We start from the raw sequence: 18329 nt of genomic DNA, 5'->3' as shown, positions 1-18329 counted from the left end.
TTGTTTTCTTAATTATATCATGATGTAATAAAAAAACTGCAACATAAAAGTTACAGTTTTCCACTTATATATCAAAAGGTAATGTAATAATTTATCTTGACTAAGATATTAAAATTTTTTTATTATTTTACCATCAAAGCTACACAGCTGTTACCGTATCGTTTCGTCATAATTTCCTCGCTCTACGACAGCTATCGCATGGGCGGAACATCTGCTTCTACTTCGCTGATACCTCAGCTCGTACAAGCAGTGATACCGTCTCAACATGATGCGTTTGCGGAAATAAGTCCACCGGCTGGACTTTCTTCAACTCATATCCTAATTCTCGGTAGAGCTTGATATCACGCGCCATGGTTGCGACATTGCAGGAGATATAAGTGATTTTCTTGGGCTCCATGCTGATGCTGGCTTTGATGAAGCTCTCTGTCAGGCCTTTTCGTGGTGGATCGACTAGGATAACATCCGCTTGGATGCCCTCTTTAAGCCAGTTTTGAATGGCTTCTTCAGCAGGGGCGCAGACATAGCTGGCGTTGGTAATGCCGTTGATTGCCGCATTCTTTTGGCTATTTTCGACAGCTTCAGGAATCACTTCCACACCATAGACTTCCTTGACATGCTTGGCAACTGATAGACCGATAGTCCCGATGCCAGAGTAGGCGTCAAGCACCACATCGTCAGAGGTCAGCTCAGAAAAGTCAATAGCTGTCTGATAGAGTTTTTCTGCCATTTCGGTATTGACTTGGTAAAAAGCTGGTCCAGAGATTTGGAAGTCATTTCCCAGCATGCGGTCGGTAATGTAGTCTTGACCATAAAGCGTTCGCCAGTCTTTTCCGAAAATCGCATTGCCCGGCTGATCATTGATATTCTGCATGATGGACTTGATAGCTGGGAAAGCCTCTGTCAAGCGCTCCATCAACTGCTCTACTCGGAAAATTTTAGGTCGAGTTGTGACCAAGATTACCATGATTTCCCCTGAATAATGGCCACGGCGGACGACTAGATTGCGAATGAGTCCAGTCTTTTCTTGCTCATCGTAAGGCTTGAGGTCAAAGCGACGCAGCAAATCGCGTGTAAAGATGATAACTTGGTCAATGACTGGATCCTGAATATAAAAATCTTCAATCGGCAGGAGGTCATGGGAATTTTTGCGGAAAAATCCTGTTTCCAGCTGGCCATTAACGCGGCGGACAGGCACTTGAGCCTTATTACGGTAGCCCAGCGGCTGCTCCATACCAAGTGTCGGCAGCACTTCAACATCGGACAAACCAGCAATCTTATAAAGACTGTCCTTGACCTGCTTGCGTTTGAAGTCCAGCTGAGCTGGATAGTTCAGATGCCCCAAGTCAGCAATCCCTGTACGCAGATAAGCCATATCAAGATTTTCATTGCGCTGGTCTGAGGTACGGAGAAATTCCTCCACCTTGCCAAAGCCGATTTTTTTGTTGACCTTGAGCACACGCATCCGGATGAGCTCACCCGGCAGGGCATTTTCCACAAAGAAAACCAGGCCTTCTGCCTTGGCCACCCCTGCTCCCTCGTGGCTCAGATCCACGATTTCAACTTCAATCACATCATTCTTTTTTAACATATTTTTCTCTTTCTGCTTTATCGCTCTGCCATTTCCCAAAAGAAAAGGCAGGACATCGTCCTACCTTTCATTATATCATATATCTTATCTGAGACCCATTTGCTGCAGTCTTTCTTTATAGGCTTCAAAGTCAATCAATAGCCCTTGGCCGCCGTACATGTCATAGGTATCAACCCAGTCGCCATTTTCCGGAATCGTCAGGCGCTCAACTCCATTGCGGGAATCTCCAGCCATAGAGAGACCATTAGTCAATAAGAAGCTGTAAGGCACATTGGTCGAAGTCAAGGCAAAGACCTTACCCAGAGCCTCTGACCCAGTAAAGAGCTTAGTCGGATCCTTGACCTGCTGGAAAACAGCCGTCAAAACTTCCTGCTGACGGCGGGTTCGGCCAAAGTCGCCCTCGTCATCCTTACGGAAGCGAGCGTAGTTGAGCAAGGTTCGACCGTCCATCTGCTGCTGACCAACCTTGATTGTTTGATTGGGTACCACACCGTCCTTCATATTCAGGTCATCTGGCACTTCAACTTCTGTCACTTTCTCCCCATCGATCGTTGAGAACTGGGCATTCATGCTGACGCCATTTGGGAAAAGAGTGTCAATAGCTGTAGCAAAGGTCTGGAAATCCACCAGTGCATAATATTTGATGTCCAAATCGAAATTATCTTTGAGCATCTGGCGGACATAGTCTGCACCACGGTTGTGGTTTTGCTCCCCAATTGTATAGGCAGAATTGAGCTTTTGGTCATAATAATCTGCCTGCGAAGGGTCCGTGTACTCATTGCTGACGCCATCGATGTGAATAAGGGTATCACGCATAAAGCTGACCAATTTCACCTTGTGGTCCTTATTACCAACATTCAAGACCATAATAGAGTCAGTCCGCGTCTCAGTCGAGTCGTCACCAACCCGGCCGTCCGTTCCGAGAATGAGGATATTCACTCCGTCCTTAGTATCCTTGCCGTCAAAGAATTCCGTTTCTGCTGGCTTAGAATTGCCATTATGAGCTGTCGTCAAGCCTTTGACAAACATGAAAATCATGCCACCCAAGACCATCAGCAGGAAAATCCCTGCCCAAAGCAGAATCCGTTTCAAGCGGATTTTTTTGCGAGGCTTCTTGGGCTTGTCTTGTCCCAGACCAGCTTCTGCCAGAGCTTCCGGCGCCTTCTTTTGCCTTCTACTGCGAGAAGAACGCTCAGGGTACTTGGGCAAGAGGCCAGAAGAATCCATTTCCACAGGCTCTTGCTCGTAGGCGTCGCTAACTGTATGCGGCTGCTCTTCATGGTCAGGCACACTGGCTGAATTGCCAATCCCCTTGGACTTCTGACGCAGATAGTCAAATTCTTTCTTTTCTTTATCGTTTAGATAATAATAATTTTTATAGAGATAATCTAAGCGGAGCTGTTCATGATGGCTAAGATTTTCTGGTTTCTTCATCTCTTCTCCAATCTACTGCTACTTGTCCTGAATCAGAAACACACTGTAGCTACCAAAAATTTTATAAGTAATTCCAAGACTTGTCAACTCTTGATAGGCAAAATCCGCCAATTTTTTCTGTTCGTTGTCAATGTCTATAATGAAGAAATATTCTCCCAGAGCCGTTTTTAGAGGCCGGCTCTCAATCTTGGTCAGGTCAATCCCACGCCAAGCAAAGGTCGACAAAGCCTTATAGAGGGCACCAGGCAGATTGTCCGGCAAGGTCAAAGCCAGTGTCTGCTTGTCTCCTGTCTTGGTCAGTTGAAGCTCAGGCACCTCATGACCCAGAATCCAGAAGCGGGTATAATTTTCTTCCATTTCCTGAATGTCGCTGGCCGCTACTTTGAGCCCGTATTCTGCTGCAGCCGTGCGCGGGGCAATAGCCGCAAAATTCTTTTCAGGATGTTCTGCTACAAAACGAGCTGCATAGGCCGTACTAGCCGTCACCTCAATGGCAGCCTGCGGATAATGCTGGCGGATATATTTCTTTCCTTGGGCAATAGCCTGCGGATGAGAAAATATTTTCTCAATTGTCTTTTCTAAATCCGTCACCAAAAGCTGCTGCTTGATGGGCTGAACGATTTCAGCCACCGCCTGAATGTCTGCTTGATGAAAGAGATAGTCCAAGGTCTCGTGGACACTGCCCTCGATGGAATTTTCCACCGGAACGACCGAGTAATCCACTTCCCTAGCCTCATAAGCCTTCATGACCTCGGTGATATTCTGATAAGGCACCAAGTCCTGGCTGGGAAAAGCAGCTTGGGCTACATGGTGAGAAAAGGAGCCTCTGGGACCTAAAAATGCTATTTTCATTGAATTTCCTCAATAATTTCCTGCGGGCTTTTGAGCCTCGTATTGACAATCTGGGTCGCTACTTCCTCGTACCAAGCCTGACGCTGCTCAAAAATCTGCTGCAAGTCTGACTTGCTCTGGTTTAAGAACAAGGGCCGCTCCTGCTCAGCATCCTGCTGGATTCGCTGATAAAGCGTTTCAAAATCAGCTTTCAGGTAGATATTATCAGCATTCTGAGCCAGTAATCTACGGTTTTCTGAGCTGACGACTACACCGCCGCCAGTTGAGACGACTAAGTCCGTATCGATCAACTCAGCCAAGAGCTGGGCTTCTGCAGTCCGAAAGGCCGCTTCACCATGCTGATCAAAATAATCCTTGATAGACATACCCAACCGCTGGCAGAGCAGTTCATCCATATCGGCAAAGTCTTGGGCTAGGCCTCTGGCTACTGTGGATTTTCCGGCTCCCATAAAGCCCAGCAATATCTTAGCCATGCGTCAAGACCTCCAAGTCGCTGAAGAAGCTTGGATAGCTAGTCTTAATAGCTTCAGACCGCTCAAGTTCTACCTGACCGCTTTGAGCCAACAAAGCAGCAATTGCCGTCATCATCCCAATGCGATGGTCGCCTAAGGTGTTGACTTGGGCACCATGAAGAGGTGTTTTCCCGTCGATAATCATACCGTCTTCCGTCGGGGTAATAGCTGCGCCCATGCTATTGAGAGCATCTGCTACTACCTGGATACGGTCGGTTTCCTTGACTTTGAGCTCCTCTGCATCACGAATGACAGTCCGTCCCTGAGCCTGAGTCGCAAGAAGAGCAATAATCGGCAACTCATCAATCAAGCGCGGGATAATCTCGCCTCCAATCTCCGTTCCCTTAAGCTCAGAAGTCTCAACGGTGATGGTAGCAGACTTAGCTACTGGATCGACATCTGACAGCGTCATCCGTCCGCCCATAGCCTCTATCACATCTAAAATCCCTGTACGAGTTTCATTGATGCCGACATTTTCTAAGACAATCTTAGAGTCCGGCACAATCAATCCAGCCACCAGCCAAAAAGCCGCACTGGAAATGTCACCTGGAACCGTCACTTCCTGAGCAGTGAATTCCTGACCGCCCTGAATGCGAATTTCCTTGCCCTTGACCTCAATCTGCCCACCAAACTGGGCAATCATATCTTCCGTATGATTACGGGTGATTTCCTTTTCTATAATGACCGAATCTCCCTGAGCCTGCAAGGCAGCAAAAATCAAGGCCGACTTAACCTGGGCAGAAGCCACTGGCAGCTGATAATGAATAGGCTGCAGCTCCTTGCTGCCCTTCATCTTGAGCGGTGGTAAATCACGCTCAGTCCGACCAGCAATCTCTACCCCCATCTGCCGCAGAGGAATGGTTACCCGATCCATAGGCCGCTTGGATAGACTGTCGTCACCAAACATCTCTGCTTCGAAATCCTGACCAGCCAAAACACCAGAAATCAAACGGATAGACGTTCCAGAATTCCCCATATCCAGCTTATTTTTCGGTGCTTGCAGGCCTTCAAATCCTACACCATGTATCTCGACTAGATTTCCATCGTCCTCAATCTGCACACCTAAGTCACGAAAAACCTGCATGGTAGACAGTACATCTTCTCCTCGCAGAATGTCACGAACAGTAGTGACTCCCTGAGCCAAACTGCCAAAAATAATGGAGCGGTGGCTGATAGACTTATCTCCTGGTACTCGGATACGGCCCTTCAGGCCTTTTACATTGGTTGATAATTTCATAGATGACCTCGTACTTTCCTTTGTTGCTTCTTATTTTATCATAAAAAGACCAGAAATTCTTAAAATTTCTGGAATCCTAGCCGAAGCAAAAAGAATCCAGGTAGTCAGCCCAGATTCCTCTTTTTTATTAGCTTACTTAAGCAAATCCTGCACCGGATCAAAGATGATACGCTCAATGTCCGCCAGATAGATGGACAGTTGCTGCTGTTTATTGAAGAATTCAGAAAGAACAGCATTGCCCTGAATCTTCTCACCAAAGGAAGTCATCTTGTCCTGCACCTCCTGAGTCGGTACCTGACCAGTCTGAGCCAGCTGTTGCAACTCCTGCTGGAAAGCCAGATAATCTGTAAAAATAGCCTTCGCTTCGCTATCAGCATCCACTGCTTTCTTGCTTTCTGCAACTGCCTTGTACTCAGGTAAATCACGCAGATTTCTGCTCAGTTCATTGGCTAAATCATAAATATTTGACATAGAGTTCTCCAATCTATATTAGTCTACGGACACTAGATAATCCGTATTTTCTCTTACTATTTTAGCAGATTTTTCCAAATCTTGGCGATTTTTAAAGGTGATTTGCAGAATACCGTTGATATCTTCACGGTTTTCCTCGTTGATACGAATATTAACAACAGAAATTCCGCGCAGAAGCTCCAAAATACCCAAAATCGCATCTTCTTCGTCGGGCACCTCAATAAAAAGGTCATAAAAGCTATCTACACCGGCACGCTTATGAATTTCCATCTGCTTGCGGCTCTGCCGTCCTCGATCGAAAAATTCCCAGATAGCTCTCTCGTCCTTGGCCTCAATCGCTGCGGCAACCTTGTCTAACTGGTCTTTAAAATCTTCCAGCCGCTCCAAAATGGATTCGGGATTTGTCAAGAGGATAGAGGTCCACATGCCCGGCTCACTCTCCGCAATCCGCGTCATATCTCGAAAACCACCGGCTGCAAAAGACTGGGTCAGCTCATGCTCCTGGCTATAAGCTGCCGCTTGCTCCATGAGGCTGGAGGCTAGGATATGCGGAAAATGACTAATTTGACTGGTCACTCGGTCGTGCTCGGCTGCGTCCACCTGGATAAAGCGGGCATGAAGACCACTTAGCAAGTCTTTCATTTCCTCAAGAGTACCAGGATTGGTCAGGCTAGAGGGCGTGAAGATATAATAGGCATTTTCAAAGAGGGTGACATGGGCTGCCTTGGCTCCAGTCTTGTGACTTCCGGCCATCGGGTGAGCTCCGACAAAGCGGACGGGCTTATTCTGAAGATACTTTTCTGCAGCTGCCACAATCTCAGCCTTGGTCGATCCAGCATCAGAGATGATAACATTTTCCTTCAGATCCAGCTCCGCTAGTTCCTTGATAAATGCTATGGTCTGCTTGATGGGCACAGCCAGAATAATCACATCAGCCAATGGAGCAAAGGCCGCAAAATCATCCGTCACTCGGTCTACCATTCCCCGTTCCAAGGCAACTCTGCGGGATTCCTCACTTCGATTATAACCAAGAATCTCTATCTCAGGATGAGCTCTCCTGATACCCAGAGCTAAGGAAGCTCCAATCAGTCCCAGACCTATGATATAGACCGTTTTTCTCTCCATGCCCTTCTCCTTACTTCTAAAAGTTCTTGACAAATTCCCGATGGCGAGCTACCGCATCCTTTAGTTCTTCTAAATTGTCCGAAGAGAACTTCTCCAGAACTTCAGTGGCTAAAACTGTCGCCACCACGCTTTCCATAACTACACCCGCTGCTGGCAGAGCCGTTGGATCGCTCCGCTCGACTGTCGCCTTATAAGGCTCGTGGGTCTCAATATCCACGCTCATCAGTGGCTTGTAAAGGGTTGGAATGGGCTTCATAACACCTCGCACCACGATTGGCTGACCATTGGTCATACCGCCCTCAAAGCCGCCTAGATTATTGGTTCTGCGAGTGAAGCCATCTTCCTCAGACCAGAGGATTTCATCCATGACTTGACTGCCCTTGAGACGGCCGGCTTCAAAGCCCACGCCAAACTCGACTCCCTTGAAAGCGTTGATGGACACGATTCCTTGAGCAATCTTTGCATCCAGCTTCTTGTCCCATTGGACATAGGATCCCAGACCGACCGGCACACCTCCCACGATAGTCTCAATGACACCACCGATGGTATCCCCATCTTTCTTAATCTGGTCAATATAGGCCTTGATTTCTTCTTCGCGCTCGGGATTGACAATGGAAACCTCTGATTGGGCAGCTCTTTCCTTGATTTCTGCTACAGTTAGATTATTCGGTACATCAATATCAATGCCACCAAAGGTCACGATATGGCTGGCTACCTCCACACCGATTTCTTCCAGCAAGCGCTTGGCTACTGCTCCGACTGCTACACGCATGGTCGTTTCACGCGCAGAAGAACGCTCCAGAGAATTCCGCAAATCGTCAAAGCGGTATTTCATACCACCGACTAAGTCCGCATGGCCAGGGCGTGGTTTGGTAATCTTGCGCAGCCCTTTTTTCTTTTCATCCACATCCGCCGCGCTCATAATTTCCAGCCATTTCTGATGATCCAGATTCGTGACATTGAGGGTAATCGGTCCGCCCATGGTCAAGCCATGCCGAACCCCAGACGTAATCTCGACTTGGTCGCTTTCAATCTTCATGCGGGCACCACGACCGTACCCACCCTGACGACGCTTGAGCTCAGCATTGATATAGTCAGCGGTCAGAGGAAGACCAGCCGGCACCCCTTCAATAATAGCTGTCAAACGTGGTCCGTGGGATTCTCCTGCTGTTAAGTATCTCATACATTTTCTCCTATTTCTGGGATGGAAAGAACTGGACATCCTGTCTATTTTTATCCAAACTGTCCAATCGTCTTAAACTCCATCGGGCACTTATTTCTTCAGAAATTCTTTCATCTCTTCCAGCGGAATCTGGTGAATACTAGCCGAACCCAACTCAGGAACAAGTACTAGTTTAATAGAATTCCCTCGAGCCTTCTTATCATGGGTCAAGGCCTGATAAAGAGCATTCTCATTCCATGGCTGGTAATCCACCGGCAAGCCAAACTTCTGACACATACGGATGATATTTTCTGTAATCCCGGCTGGCATAAGGCCTTTCTTTTCAGCGACACGAGAAACCTGTACCATGCCAATCGCCACAGCTTCACCATGCATAACCTTCCCATAGCCCGCTGTCGCTTCAATAGCGTGCCCAATAGTATGTCCGAAATTCAGATAGAGGCGGACGCCATTATCCAGCTCATCCTCGACCACAATCTTACGCTTGACATCGCAGGAATGGTAGATGATGCTCTCCGCATGCTCCAAAATAGACTCTGGACTGCCATCCATTTCTGAAAGCTCATTCCAGAGTTCCTTATCCTCAATCAAGCCGTACTTGACCACCTCGCCCATACCTTCAATCAGTTCCCGCTGACCCAAAGTATGCAAGACTTGAGGGTCAATCAGAACTCCGTCAGGCTGGGTAAAAGTGCCGACCATATTCTTGGCCCAAGGCGTATTGACACCTGTCTTACCACCGATAGAGGAGTCCACTTGGGCTGTCAGACTGGTCGGAATCTGCACGAAATGAACGCCCCGCATGTAGGTCGAAGCGGCAAAGCCCGCCAAATCACCGACGACTCCGCCTCCCAAGGCTACAATGCCGTCACTGCGGGTCAGACCAACCTTGACCAAAAACTCATAGACCTTGTTGACCGTCTTTAAGTTCTTGCTGGCTTCACCTTCCAAAAAGTCAAAGACAAAGGCCTCAAACCCAGCCGCTTCCAAGCTCAGCTTGACCTTTTCCGCATAGAGTCTAGCCACTCGATTGTCCGTGACGATAACTACCTTCTGAGGCTGCCAAAGCTGACTCAGCCAACTTCCAGCCTGAGATAAAGACCCCTTTTCGATGAGAATATCATAGGGATGATGCGGGAGATTCACATTTAGTTTCATAAGCGCCTCCTTATTTATACAATTCTTCTAAACACTGCCAAATTTCCTGACTGGGCATGGTCTTGCCGGTCCAAAGCTCAAAGGCTTCTGCTCCCTGATAGAGCAGCATACCAAGTCCATTGACCGCTGTGACATTTTGATTTCTGGCCCATTTGAGAAAGGGCGTTTCAAAAGGTTGGTAGATAACATCTGCAACTAAAATCTGGCTAGGCAGTTCAAGCTGTTCAGGCAGGGGCATGCTGATGCCATCCATGCCTAGACTAGTCCCATTGACCAGAAGGTCTGATTGGTTGATTTTATCCTGCAAGCTATCCACTTCTTCCAAGGTTAGTACTTGGATACGACTCTTGGTTTGGCGACTGATAGCTGCCATTTTGCTGACAATCTTCTCATAGGAGGCTTGCCGAGTAAAGACGAAAATTTCATTTGCATTGTCCAAAGCTGCTTGAGCAATAATCGCTGTCGCTGCTCCACCTGCCCCCAAAATCGTCATTTTTTTGCCCTGAATAGCAAAAGAAGGCAAGCTCTTAAAAAATCCCTTGCCATCTGTGTTATAACCAACTAAAATTCCATTTTTATTCACAACCGTATTGACTGCTCCGATAAGGCGGGCGCTGACATCAAGCTCGTCCAGATAAGGTATCACTTCTTGCTTGTAGGGCATGGAAAGATTGACACCAAACATATCGAATCTGCGGATATTTTCTATACTGGCCTGCAGATCTTGAGCTTCTACTTCCCAAGCTAGATAGACACCATTAACACCAGTCTTTTCAAAAGCCATATTGTGAATAAGAGGAGAAATACTGTGCTTAATTGGCTTGGCAACCACAGCAGCCATGCGGGTGTGGCCATTAATTCTCATTCAAAATCTCCTGGATTTTCTTCATATTGCTCAGAGAAATCTGACCGGGTGCTGACGCCATCTCCTGACTAGCAAAAGACCAGCTGGAACCTGTCAAATCAGCCGCAATGCGTGAAATTTTGCCCACTTTTCCCATGGAAATAGTAACAAAATCCTGCTCAGGATTTAAAGTCTTGAAACCGCGAGTATAGTTCATTAAGTCCAGCACATCCTGCTCATTGTGAGCCATGACAGAAACCTTGACCACCTTAGGGGTCAGAGAAGTCAGCTCAGACAGGATTTCCATCATATTTTCAGGCGTTTCCTCGAAGTTGTGGTAGCTTAGCACCAGATTAGGAAACTCTAGCATTTCTTCAAATTTCCCCTTGTGAGAGAAATATTCAAAGTCGATATAATCCGGCTGGTAAAAACCGGCCACTTCCTTGATAAGAGCTACATATTCATCATCGGACAGTTCGATTTCTCCGCCTTCCTGACGGGTCCGCAGCGTGAAAATCAACTCACGTCCGGCAAATTTTTCAAAAATAGCTGGCGCAACATTTAAAATGTCATCCTTGGCCAGAAAATCTGCCCGCCACTCAATAATATCCGCATCTTCGTAGCGTGATACATCAATTTCTTGAGCTTCTTCTAAACTCTTGGGCATTACAGAAACGACTAATTTCATTGGTCCACCTTTATTGTAAATACCTTGAGGTAATTACTGCTCCCGTCTTTTTTATTATAGACAAAGTCTGCTGGCAGGCCATACTCCGCAAGATAGCGGTGCTTTCTGCCGGCAAGACCTTTTTCAATTTCTTGTTTAAACTTACTTTTGGAAAGATTGGCTGCATTGGTACTTAAAATCATGATTCCCTTAGGATTCAGGATTTCCAAAGCTTGTGCAACCAAACGATGATAATCTTTAGCAACTGAAAATGTTCGCTTTTTATTTCTGGCAAAGCTAGGCGGATCTATCACAATGACATCAAAACTTAAATCGTGACGCTTAGCATACTTGAAATAATCAAAGACATCCATCACCTGAAAGCGATGCTGATCCAATGTCAGACCATTGGCCAGAAAATGAGCCTCTGACAGCTCACGGCTGCGCTTGGCCAAATCAACTGATACTGTCTGACTGGCACCGCCCATGGCTGCAGCTACTGAAAAAGCAGCTGTATATGAAAACATATTGAGTAAACTTTTACCAGCAGCCAGACCATCTACCAGACTAGCACGCACATCGTGCTGATCCAGAAAGATACCGGTCATGAGACCATCATTCAGAAAAACCTGATAGCGAACACCGTTCTCCAAGACTGTGAAGGTTTCTGGAGCTTCCGCTCCGTAGAGATGAGCTGATTCATAGTTCAAACCCTTGAAACGAATCTTTTCATAAGCTCCCTGAATCTCTGGGAAAACCTTAGCGAAGGCTGTCAGAATCCGCTCCTTTATAGCAAAAACAAAGTCATTGTACCAAGAAAAAAGCGCAAAGTCATTGTAGAAATCCACTGTGAAGCCACCGAAGCCATCCCCTTCTTGATTAAAGAGTCGAAAGGCTGTCGTGTCAGACGAATGGAAATAAGTAGAACGTCTGCTCTTAGCCTGCTCAAAGAGGCCTTGAAAAAAATCCGAGTTCAGCTCTACTTTCTTCTGGGAAATCAGCCAGCCAACTCCCTTATTCTGCGGAGAGAGATAAGCTGTGCCTAAAAACTTTCCCTGACGGTTTTGGAGCTCCACACATTGATTCTGAAGCGAGAGAGCGCCAAAATCCTTTTTATCTAATAAAAGAATGCCCTTTCTCAGTTTTTCTTCTGCCTGTTGAGTAACAGTAAGTTTATTCATAAATTATATTATACCAAAGATTGTGAAAATTCTCAAAGCATATTTTACATTTGAGTTAATAAAAGATTTCACAAACAAGTGCAAAACGACTATAAACCTCTCCATAGAGAGGATAAGGCTTTTATAGAAATATTACAATTTCGCCGATTTAAAATATCTCAAATGCGGCTCAAATTTTCCTTAACTGGAGAAATTATGTTATACTTAGAGGAGAAAATTTTTAGGAAATAAGACAAGGAAGTAACTTTTTGTGAAAAAAATAACCAAGAATTTACTCAATTTCATGAGTACGAGACTAGGTTTTGTCTTGATTTTACTGGTCCTCTATTGGATAAAAACCATGTGGGCCTACACGATTGATTTTAACCTTGATATCCAAGGTGCCTATCAAGTATTTTTAGCTATTATCAACCCTTTCCCTATCAGCCTCTTGCTGCTAGGACTAGCACTTTATGTAAAACGAACCAAATTATTCTACAGCCTAGCCTTCGGAATTTATCTGCTCCTCTTTGCTTGGCTGGTATCTAATTCCATTTACTACCGCGAGTTCAGTGACTTTGTTACGGTCAACACTATGCTGGCTTCTAGCAGCGTTTCAGCTGGACTTGGGGAAGCAGCACTCGAGCTCTTCCGCCCTTGGGATATTCTTTATCTGATTGATTTCCCAATTTTGGCCTTCTTATTCTTTAAGAAATACATCCGTATGGATGACCGGCCTTTCAATAAACGCGCCAGCTTTGCTGTGACATCCCTGTCCGCCATGCTGTTCTCAGCCAACTTATTCTTGGCTGAAATTGACCGGCCTGAGCTCTTGTCACGTGGATTTTCCAACTATTATGTCGTTCGGGCTCTGGGCTTGCCAGCCTTTCTAGGTTACAGTGCTAACCAGACATATACCGCCAATCGTGAGCGCTCCAAAGCTTCTGAAAAAGACTTGGAACCAGTAACAGAATATATCCAATCCCATTATGCGGAACCAAATCCAGAATATTACGGGATTGCCAAAGGCCGCAATGTTATCTATGTCCATCTGGAAAGCTTCCAGCAGTTCCTGATTGACTATAAGCTGCAGGCAGATGGGAAAGAGTACGAGGTGACACCTTTCCTTAATTCCCTCTACCACTCCAATTCGACTCTGGCTTTCTCCAATGTCTTCAACCAGGTCAAGGCTGGTAAGACTTCTGATGCTGAAACCATGATTGAAACTGGGCTCTTCGGTCTCAATCAAGGATCTTTCATGGTCAACTACGGTGGTACCAATACCCAACAAGCTGCACCTTTTATTCTTTCCAAAAACGGCAACTATACTTCTGCTGTTTTCCACGGAAATACAGGAAGCTTCTGGAACCGCAATACAGCTTACAAGCAATGGGGTTATAACTATTTCTTCGATGCGTCTTACTTTACCAAGCAGGACGACACCAACTCCTTCCAGTACGGCTTAAATGACAAGATTATGCTGAAAGATTCCATCAAATATCTGGAACACCTGCAGCAGCCTTTCTATGCTAAGTATATCACGGTTTCCAACCACTATCCTTACACGACTAGCTTGATTGGTGACGAAATTGGCTTCCCGCAGGCTAAGACCAAGGATGAAACCATCAACGGTTACTTTGCTACTGCTAACTATCTAGATTCTTCTGTCAAAGCCTTGTTTGACTATCTCAAAGAATCCGGCCTCTATGACAACTCTATTATCGTTCTCTATGGAGACCATTTTGGAATTTCCCAAACCCGCAATCCTAACTTGGCCCCTCTTGTAGGCAAAACCTCTGAGACTTGGTCCAATTATGACAATGCCATGATGCAGCGCGTGCCTTACATGGTAGTGGTGCCTGGCATGGACAAAGGAAAGATAATTGATACATACGGTGGTCAAGTAGATATGCTGCCAACATTGGAGCATTTACTGGGCATTGACTCTAAAAACTACCTTCAGGTCGGCCAAGATATGCTATCAACTCAGCATCAGCAAATCACAGCATTCCGATCCAGCAATAACTTTGTCACTCCAAAATACACTAGCTTCAACGGACGGACCTACTACACCCAAACCGGTGAGGAAATTACCAATCCAGATGAAACTATCAAGAAAGAACTGGATGAGATTCGCAATGCCGCCAATACCCAGCTTAAGATGAGTGATGCAATTCAAACCGGCGACTTGATTCGCTTCTACAAGGGAAATGACTTAGGCAAGGTCAACCCTAAAGATTACTCTTATCTTAATTCAATGAAAGCCTTGTTGGCTATTGAAAAGGAAAAAGGTGACCAATCAACCAGTCTTTACTCTAAACGAGGCAATGTCTCCACTGTGGACCTCTTTAATTCGCCAAGCTATCGTGCACTGCATCCAGAGCAGTTCCAAACTAGCAGCAGCGACGAAGACATCAGTCAGGAAGACTCGAGCTCTTCCAGCTCTAGTTCCACAGCCAATCCATAGATAGCAAGAGCCTTAAGTCCAATGGACTTAAGGCTTTTCAGGCTCTATAATTTCTGTAGTGGGTAAAACCGCTGTAGGAATTATGGAGTCCCTTTTGTTGTAGAAAAAAAGTCCTATAACGAAAAGCAACGATTCGCAATCACTTTCTGCGCTATTCCAGACAGGTGAGAAGTCGCGTGAAAGTCATTACAATGGACATGTTTAGGCCCTATTACGATATTGCCAGACAACTATTTCCATGCGCTAAAATTGTCCTTGATCGCTTTCACATTGTACAACATCTCAGCCGGGCTATGAACCGTCTTCGCATAAATCATGAATCAGTTTGATAGGAAATCGCACGAATATAAGGCACTCAAACGCTACTGGAAACTGCTCCAACAAGATAGTCGAAAACTAAGTCATAAACGCTTTTATCGTCCAACTTTTCGGTTGCATTTGACCAACAAAGAGATTCTGGAAAAGCTTCTCTCTTACTCTCAAGAACTCAGAGAACATTATGAACTTTATCAACTCTTACTTTTTTATTTCCAAGAGAAACAAGCTGAGCATTTCTTTGGTCTCATCGAAAATACCATTTCTTGTGTAAATCCTATCTTTCAAACTGTTTTTAAGACCTTTCTTAAGGACAAAGATAAAATTATCAACGCCCTTGAACTACCCTACTCAAATGCAAAACTAGAAGCTACTAACAACCTCATCAAAGTCATCAAGCGAAATGCTTTTGGCTTTCGAAACTTTGAAAACTTTAAAACTAGAATTCTCATCGCTTTGAATATCAAAAAGGAGAGGACTGATTTAGTCCTCTCCAGATTATAACTTTTCATCAACCCACTACAGTTGACAAAGAGCCCGAAAAAGAGGGATAAGTTGCAGATAAGTGAAAACCTCTAAAGTTGGAAAACTTTAGAGGTTCATGCTAAGGTTGAAAATGCTGGTGCAAGATAGCAAAGTAATCCTGCGGATTATGAAGAAATGGGAAGTGGCCGCTGTTTTTAATCGTAAAGACTTGGGCGCTAGGGTAGCGGCTGATGACAAAATGTCCACTGGCACCAAAAATATCATTGTCACCAAAGGTCACGGTGATAGGAAAAGGAGGATGTTCTAGGCGGGGCAAGAGAGGGTAGGTAGTGATTTCCTTTCTCGTTTGATTGCTTGCCTGGACTGAAACATTGCTCATGTCTAGTTTCACATCATGAAAGGCTGGATAGTCGGCATTGTAATTACGGACAACTTGGCGAAAGAGAGCCTGCGAAGCCTTGGAACTACCGAGACCGCCAAGCAGAGTGTTGAGCCCCATTTTCGTCCACTCAAGAAAAGTGCAGTGTTTTCGATTGTAGCGCATCATCTCCTTTTCCATTTCTTGCCACTGGGAGCCTGTCCCTGTTCCTGACGAGGAAAGCAAGAGACTAAGGAGGCGGTCGGGATTTTTATTGGCGTAGATTTGCGCGTACAGACCGCCCCAGGAATGTCCAAAAAGGTGAAATTTTTCTAGTCCGAATTGGTTGGCGATTGTGTTAATGTCTGTTATGTAGGCTTCTATGCTATAATCACCGCTCAGGCAGGGAGATTTTCTGGTTCCCCGCTGGTGAAAGGTGATGATTTGGAAGTTTTCTTCAAACTCTGGCGCAAACCAAAGAAAGTCGTCAGGTGCTCCCGGTCCACCGTGTAGCAAGATAATCGTTTCCTTGTCGGGATTGGGGTAGCAGATGGTGTAGAGCTGGTCGGAGCCATTTCGGATCATCGTTTCGATTTTTTGAGAATGGGTCATAGCTTTCCTTTCTATTAAAGTGCCCACCATTGGTAGAGGCTCCAGTAGAGGATATTGAGAACGACGATAAGTGAAGCGCTGCTGGTCAAGTAGGTCAAGATTTTTCGACCCTTGCTCACTTGGAAGGTTGAGCGCAGGAAGATGGGCAGCGCAGCATTGACCAGAAAAATCAGTGCTAAGAAGGCAAAGAGAATGGCTTGCCAGCGATAATCGGGCATGTACTTGCCCGAAACGGCAACGATGACGAGACCTGCTAGATTGACTAGGCTAACCAAAATCAGTCCGCAAGTGCCATAATGCCAAATTTTCCAACTTCTTGGAGTCGGTCTTTTGCTTTCTTTTCCAAAAAGTGAGCGATATATCTTGCTCAAAGCAGCTAACAGAAGAACAAGTACGGCATAAACCGATGCCAGTCCCAGCAGAGCGACAGAGCCATAATCCTTTATCACCTCCCAAAGCGAGAGCTTTTCTAAATTATTATAGGTTGTTTCAACTTCTGTTCGGCCTTGGCGCTGTTGCAAAAGCCAATAGTTGCTGACTAATAAATGACCGTCTTTTATCACATCTTTCACATAAAAGGTATAAGCGGGGGCAAGGCGCGAAATAGAGGTCGGGCCTTGCTGAATGGAGCGAGAAGTTCGATACATGCCCTCTTGAAAGTCTTTTTGAGACTGGCTAAGGGCTTGCTTTTTCTTACCAAAGACCAAATCGGGTAGACCAAAAGAATAGGTGGCTTCTTCTCTCTGATTTACCATAGTAACCATGCCAATACCCGATTTGAAATCTAGCGAAATCAGGGTGGAAAAACCGGCAAAAGAATAGCCGCCGTGTCCTAAAATCGCCCCTGTCTCATACTCTGTCACCCAAAAGCCGTGAGCGTTCTTAGCGACTGCTTTATCTGAGAATGTAGAAGTTGTCTGATACAGTTCATTCCAGGTTTCTGGGCGCTTAAAGAGCTTTTCCTTTCTCAAAAGAGCTTGCGCGAACCGTTTGAAATCGGCAAAAGTCCCTGTCGCCTGTCCCGCTGGATAAATATCTGCGGGAAGCAATTTATCTAGATATAAGTTTCCATTTGTATCATAGGTTTTCTCGCCCTGCCGCTTGTCTCGGACATAGGTATTGTCCGACAAATCAGGTAAGAGAGCGGTGTGTTCCATACCCAAGGGCTGAAAAATATGCTCGTGGACATAAGCCGCAAAGTCCTGTCCGCTGATGCGCTCCACGATATAGCCTGCTAGAGCTGTACTGTAATTGGAATAGGATGTCACCGTCCCTGGCTCATAAGTTTGAGCGGGCTGGCTTTTTAGTAATTCTTCCAAGCTCTTGCCTGCTCCTGTGCTCAGCGGCGTTTCATCAAAACCCGCTTGGTGGTTCATGAGGTCAAGCATGGTAATGGGCTTGTCGTATTTGAGGTGTTTCAGGAAATCCTTGGGCAGATACTCTTTTATATCTGTTTTTAGGTCAATTTTTCCTTCTTCCCAGAGCTGCATGACGCTGAGCCAGACGGTCAGTTTGGTGGCAGAGCCCCACTCGAAAACTGAACTGTCGTCCACAGCCAGCTTCTTTTCCTTGTCCATATAGCCAAAGTTCTTTTGGTAAATGGTTTGGCCGTCCTTATCAAAGACTGCTGCCGCCAGTCCCGCGCTGGTTTTTTCGTGTTCCTTGTGGTAATTTTCAATCTTCTGTCCGATTTGGTCGTAAGGTGTGCCTGACGGCAACTTTTGCTCATCAGCTTGGACTTGCGCCGCTCCAAAAGCGAGCAAGCCACAGCTTACTAACGCCACAGCGTTTTTCAAAAATGATGGTTTCATGATATCCTCCTTAAGATGTATTTTCCCCTTTGCACCCTTATCCTAACAA

The 18329-nt window shown here is 45.7% G+C and carries 15 protein-coding genes and 1 pseudogene; 2 read left to right on the top strand and 14 right to left on the bottom strand.

All coding sequences use genetic code 11. From position 1 onward, the window contains the following. Positions 1–217: 217 nt before the first annotated feature. The 12 genes from rlmD to FOC72_RS03280 all read right to left on the bottom strand — a co-directional run bounded on the left by rlmD (position 218) and on the right by FOC72_RS03280 (position 12252). Positions 218–1588 (bottom strand): 23S rRNA (uracil(1939)-C(5))-methyltransferase RlmD, encoded by a 1371-nt coding sequence (gene rlmD, locus FOC72_RS03335; RefSeq protein ID WP_080557391.1) that lies wholly within the window; start codon positions 1586–1588, stop codon positions 218–220. 84 nt (positions 1589–1672) lie between these two features. Continuing rightward, complete coding sequence (locus FOC72_RS03330; RefSeq protein ID WP_002895101.1) at positions 1673–3022, bottom strand: LCP family protein; 1350 nt, start codon at positions 3020–3022, stop codon at positions 1673–1675. Positions 3023–3040: 18 nt separating this feature from the next. Next, positions 3041–3874 carry a prephenate dehydratase gene (pheA, locus tag FOC72_RS03325; protein WP_002895100.1) on the bottom strand — a complete coding sequence of 278 codons (834 nt, stop codon included), beginning with the start codon at positions 3872–3874 and terminating at the stop codon, positions 3041–3043. After that, positions 3871–4347, bottom strand: a complete 477-nt coding sequence (locus FOC72_RS03320) for a shikimate kinase (protein WP_002895099.1) — start codon at positions 4345–4347, stop codon at positions 3871–3873. Before FOC72_RS03320 ends, pheA begins: the two co-directional genes overlap by 4 nt. Then, positions 4340–5623 (bottom strand): 3-phosphoshikimate 1-carboxyvinyltransferase, encoded by a 1284-nt coding sequence (aroA, locus tag FOC72_RS03315; RefSeq protein WP_002895098.1) that lies wholly within the window; start codon positions 5621–5623, stop codon positions 4340–4342. The genes FOC72_RS03320 and aroA overlap by 8 nt, the downstream gene beginning before the upstream one ends. A 132-nt stretch (positions 5624–5755) precedes the next feature. Continuing rightward, the gene (locus FOC72_RS03310) at positions 5756–6094 is read right to left on the bottom strand and encodes a YlbF/YmcA family competence regulator (protein WP_002895097.1); all 339 of its coding nucleotides are present in this window, start codon (positions 6092–6094) and stop codon (positions 5756–5758) included. A gap of 18 nt (positions 6095–6112) precedes the next feature. Then, positions 6113–7219, bottom strand: a complete 1107-nt coding sequence (locus tag FOC72_RS03305; RefSeq protein ID WP_002895096.1) for a prephenate dehydrogenase — start codon at positions 7217–7219, stop codon at positions 6113–6115. Between the two features lie 16 nt (positions 7220–7235). Next, entirely contained in the window at positions 7236–8402 is a 1167-nt protein-coding gene (aroC, locus tag FOC72_RS03300; RefSeq protein ID WP_002895095.1) for a chorismate synthase, read from the bottom strand. A 90-nt stretch (positions 8403–8492) separates the two neighbouring features. Next, the gene (gene aroB, locus FOC72_RS03295; RefSeq protein WP_002895093.1) at positions 8493–9560 is read right to left on the bottom strand and encodes a 3-dehydroquinate synthase; all 1068 of its coding nucleotides are present in this window, start codon (positions 9558–9560) and stop codon (positions 8493–8495) included. 10 nt (positions 9561–9570) lie between these two features. Continuing rightward, the gene (locus FOC72_RS03290; protein WP_002895091.1) at positions 9571–10425 is read right to left on the bottom strand and encodes a shikimate dehydrogenase; all 855 of its coding nucleotides are present in this window, start codon (positions 10423–10425) and stop codon (positions 9571–9573) included. Beyond that, positions 10415–11092 (bottom strand): type I 3-dehydroquinate dehydratase, encoded by a 678-nt coding sequence (gene aroD / locus FOC72_RS03285; RefSeq protein WP_002895088.1) that lies wholly within the window; start codon positions 11090–11092, stop codon positions 10415–10417. The genes FOC72_RS03290 and aroD overlap by 11 nt, the downstream gene beginning before the upstream one ends. Next, positions 11089–12252, bottom strand: a complete 1164-nt coding sequence (locus FOC72_RS03280; RefSeq protein ID WP_002895085.1) for a class I SAM-dependent rRNA methyltransferase — start codon at positions 12250–12252, stop codon at positions 11089–11091. The genes aroD and FOC72_RS03280 overlap by 4 nt, the downstream gene beginning before the upstream one ends. A gap of 250 nt (positions 12253–12502) precedes the next feature. Here FOC72_RS03280 and FOC72_RS03275 point away from each other — a divergent pair, with 250 nt between their 5' ends. Continuing rightward, positions 12503–14698: an LTA synthase family protein gene (locus FOC72_RS03275; RefSeq protein ID WP_002895083.1), complete on the top strand. Its 2196-nt coding sequence runs from the start codon at positions 12503–12505 to the stop codon at positions 14696–14698. A 122-nt stretch (positions 14699–14820) separates the two neighbouring features. Next, positions 14821–15517, top strand: a pseudogene (locus FOC72_RS03270) (ISL3 family transposase); the annotation flags it as partial. A gap of 100 nt (positions 15518–15617) precedes the next feature. Here the strand turns inward: FOC72_RS03270 and FOC72_RS03265 are convergent. Both FOC72_RS03265 and FOC72_RS03260 read right to left on the bottom strand, forming a co-directional pair. Further along, positions 15618–16499, bottom strand: a complete 882-nt coding sequence (locus FOC72_RS03265) for an alpha/beta fold hydrolase (protein ID WP_032914138.1) — start codon at positions 16497–16499, stop codon at positions 15618–15620. Then, positions 16484–18280, bottom strand: a complete 1797-nt coding sequence (locus FOC72_RS03260; protein WP_002895080.1) for a serine hydrolase domain-containing protein — start codon at positions 18278–18280, stop codon at positions 16484–16486. The genes FOC72_RS03265 and FOC72_RS03260 overlap by 16 nt, the downstream gene beginning before the upstream one ends. Between the last annotated feature and the right edge of the window lie 49 nt (positions 18281–18329).

It is taken from the genome of Streptococcus sanguinis, from assembly GCF_013343115.1.
GTDB lineage: Bacteria > Bacillota > Bacilli > Lactobacillales > Streptococcaceae > Streptococcus > Streptococcus sanguinis_H.
This window is presented reverse-complemented; position numbering and strand designations above follow the sequence as displayed.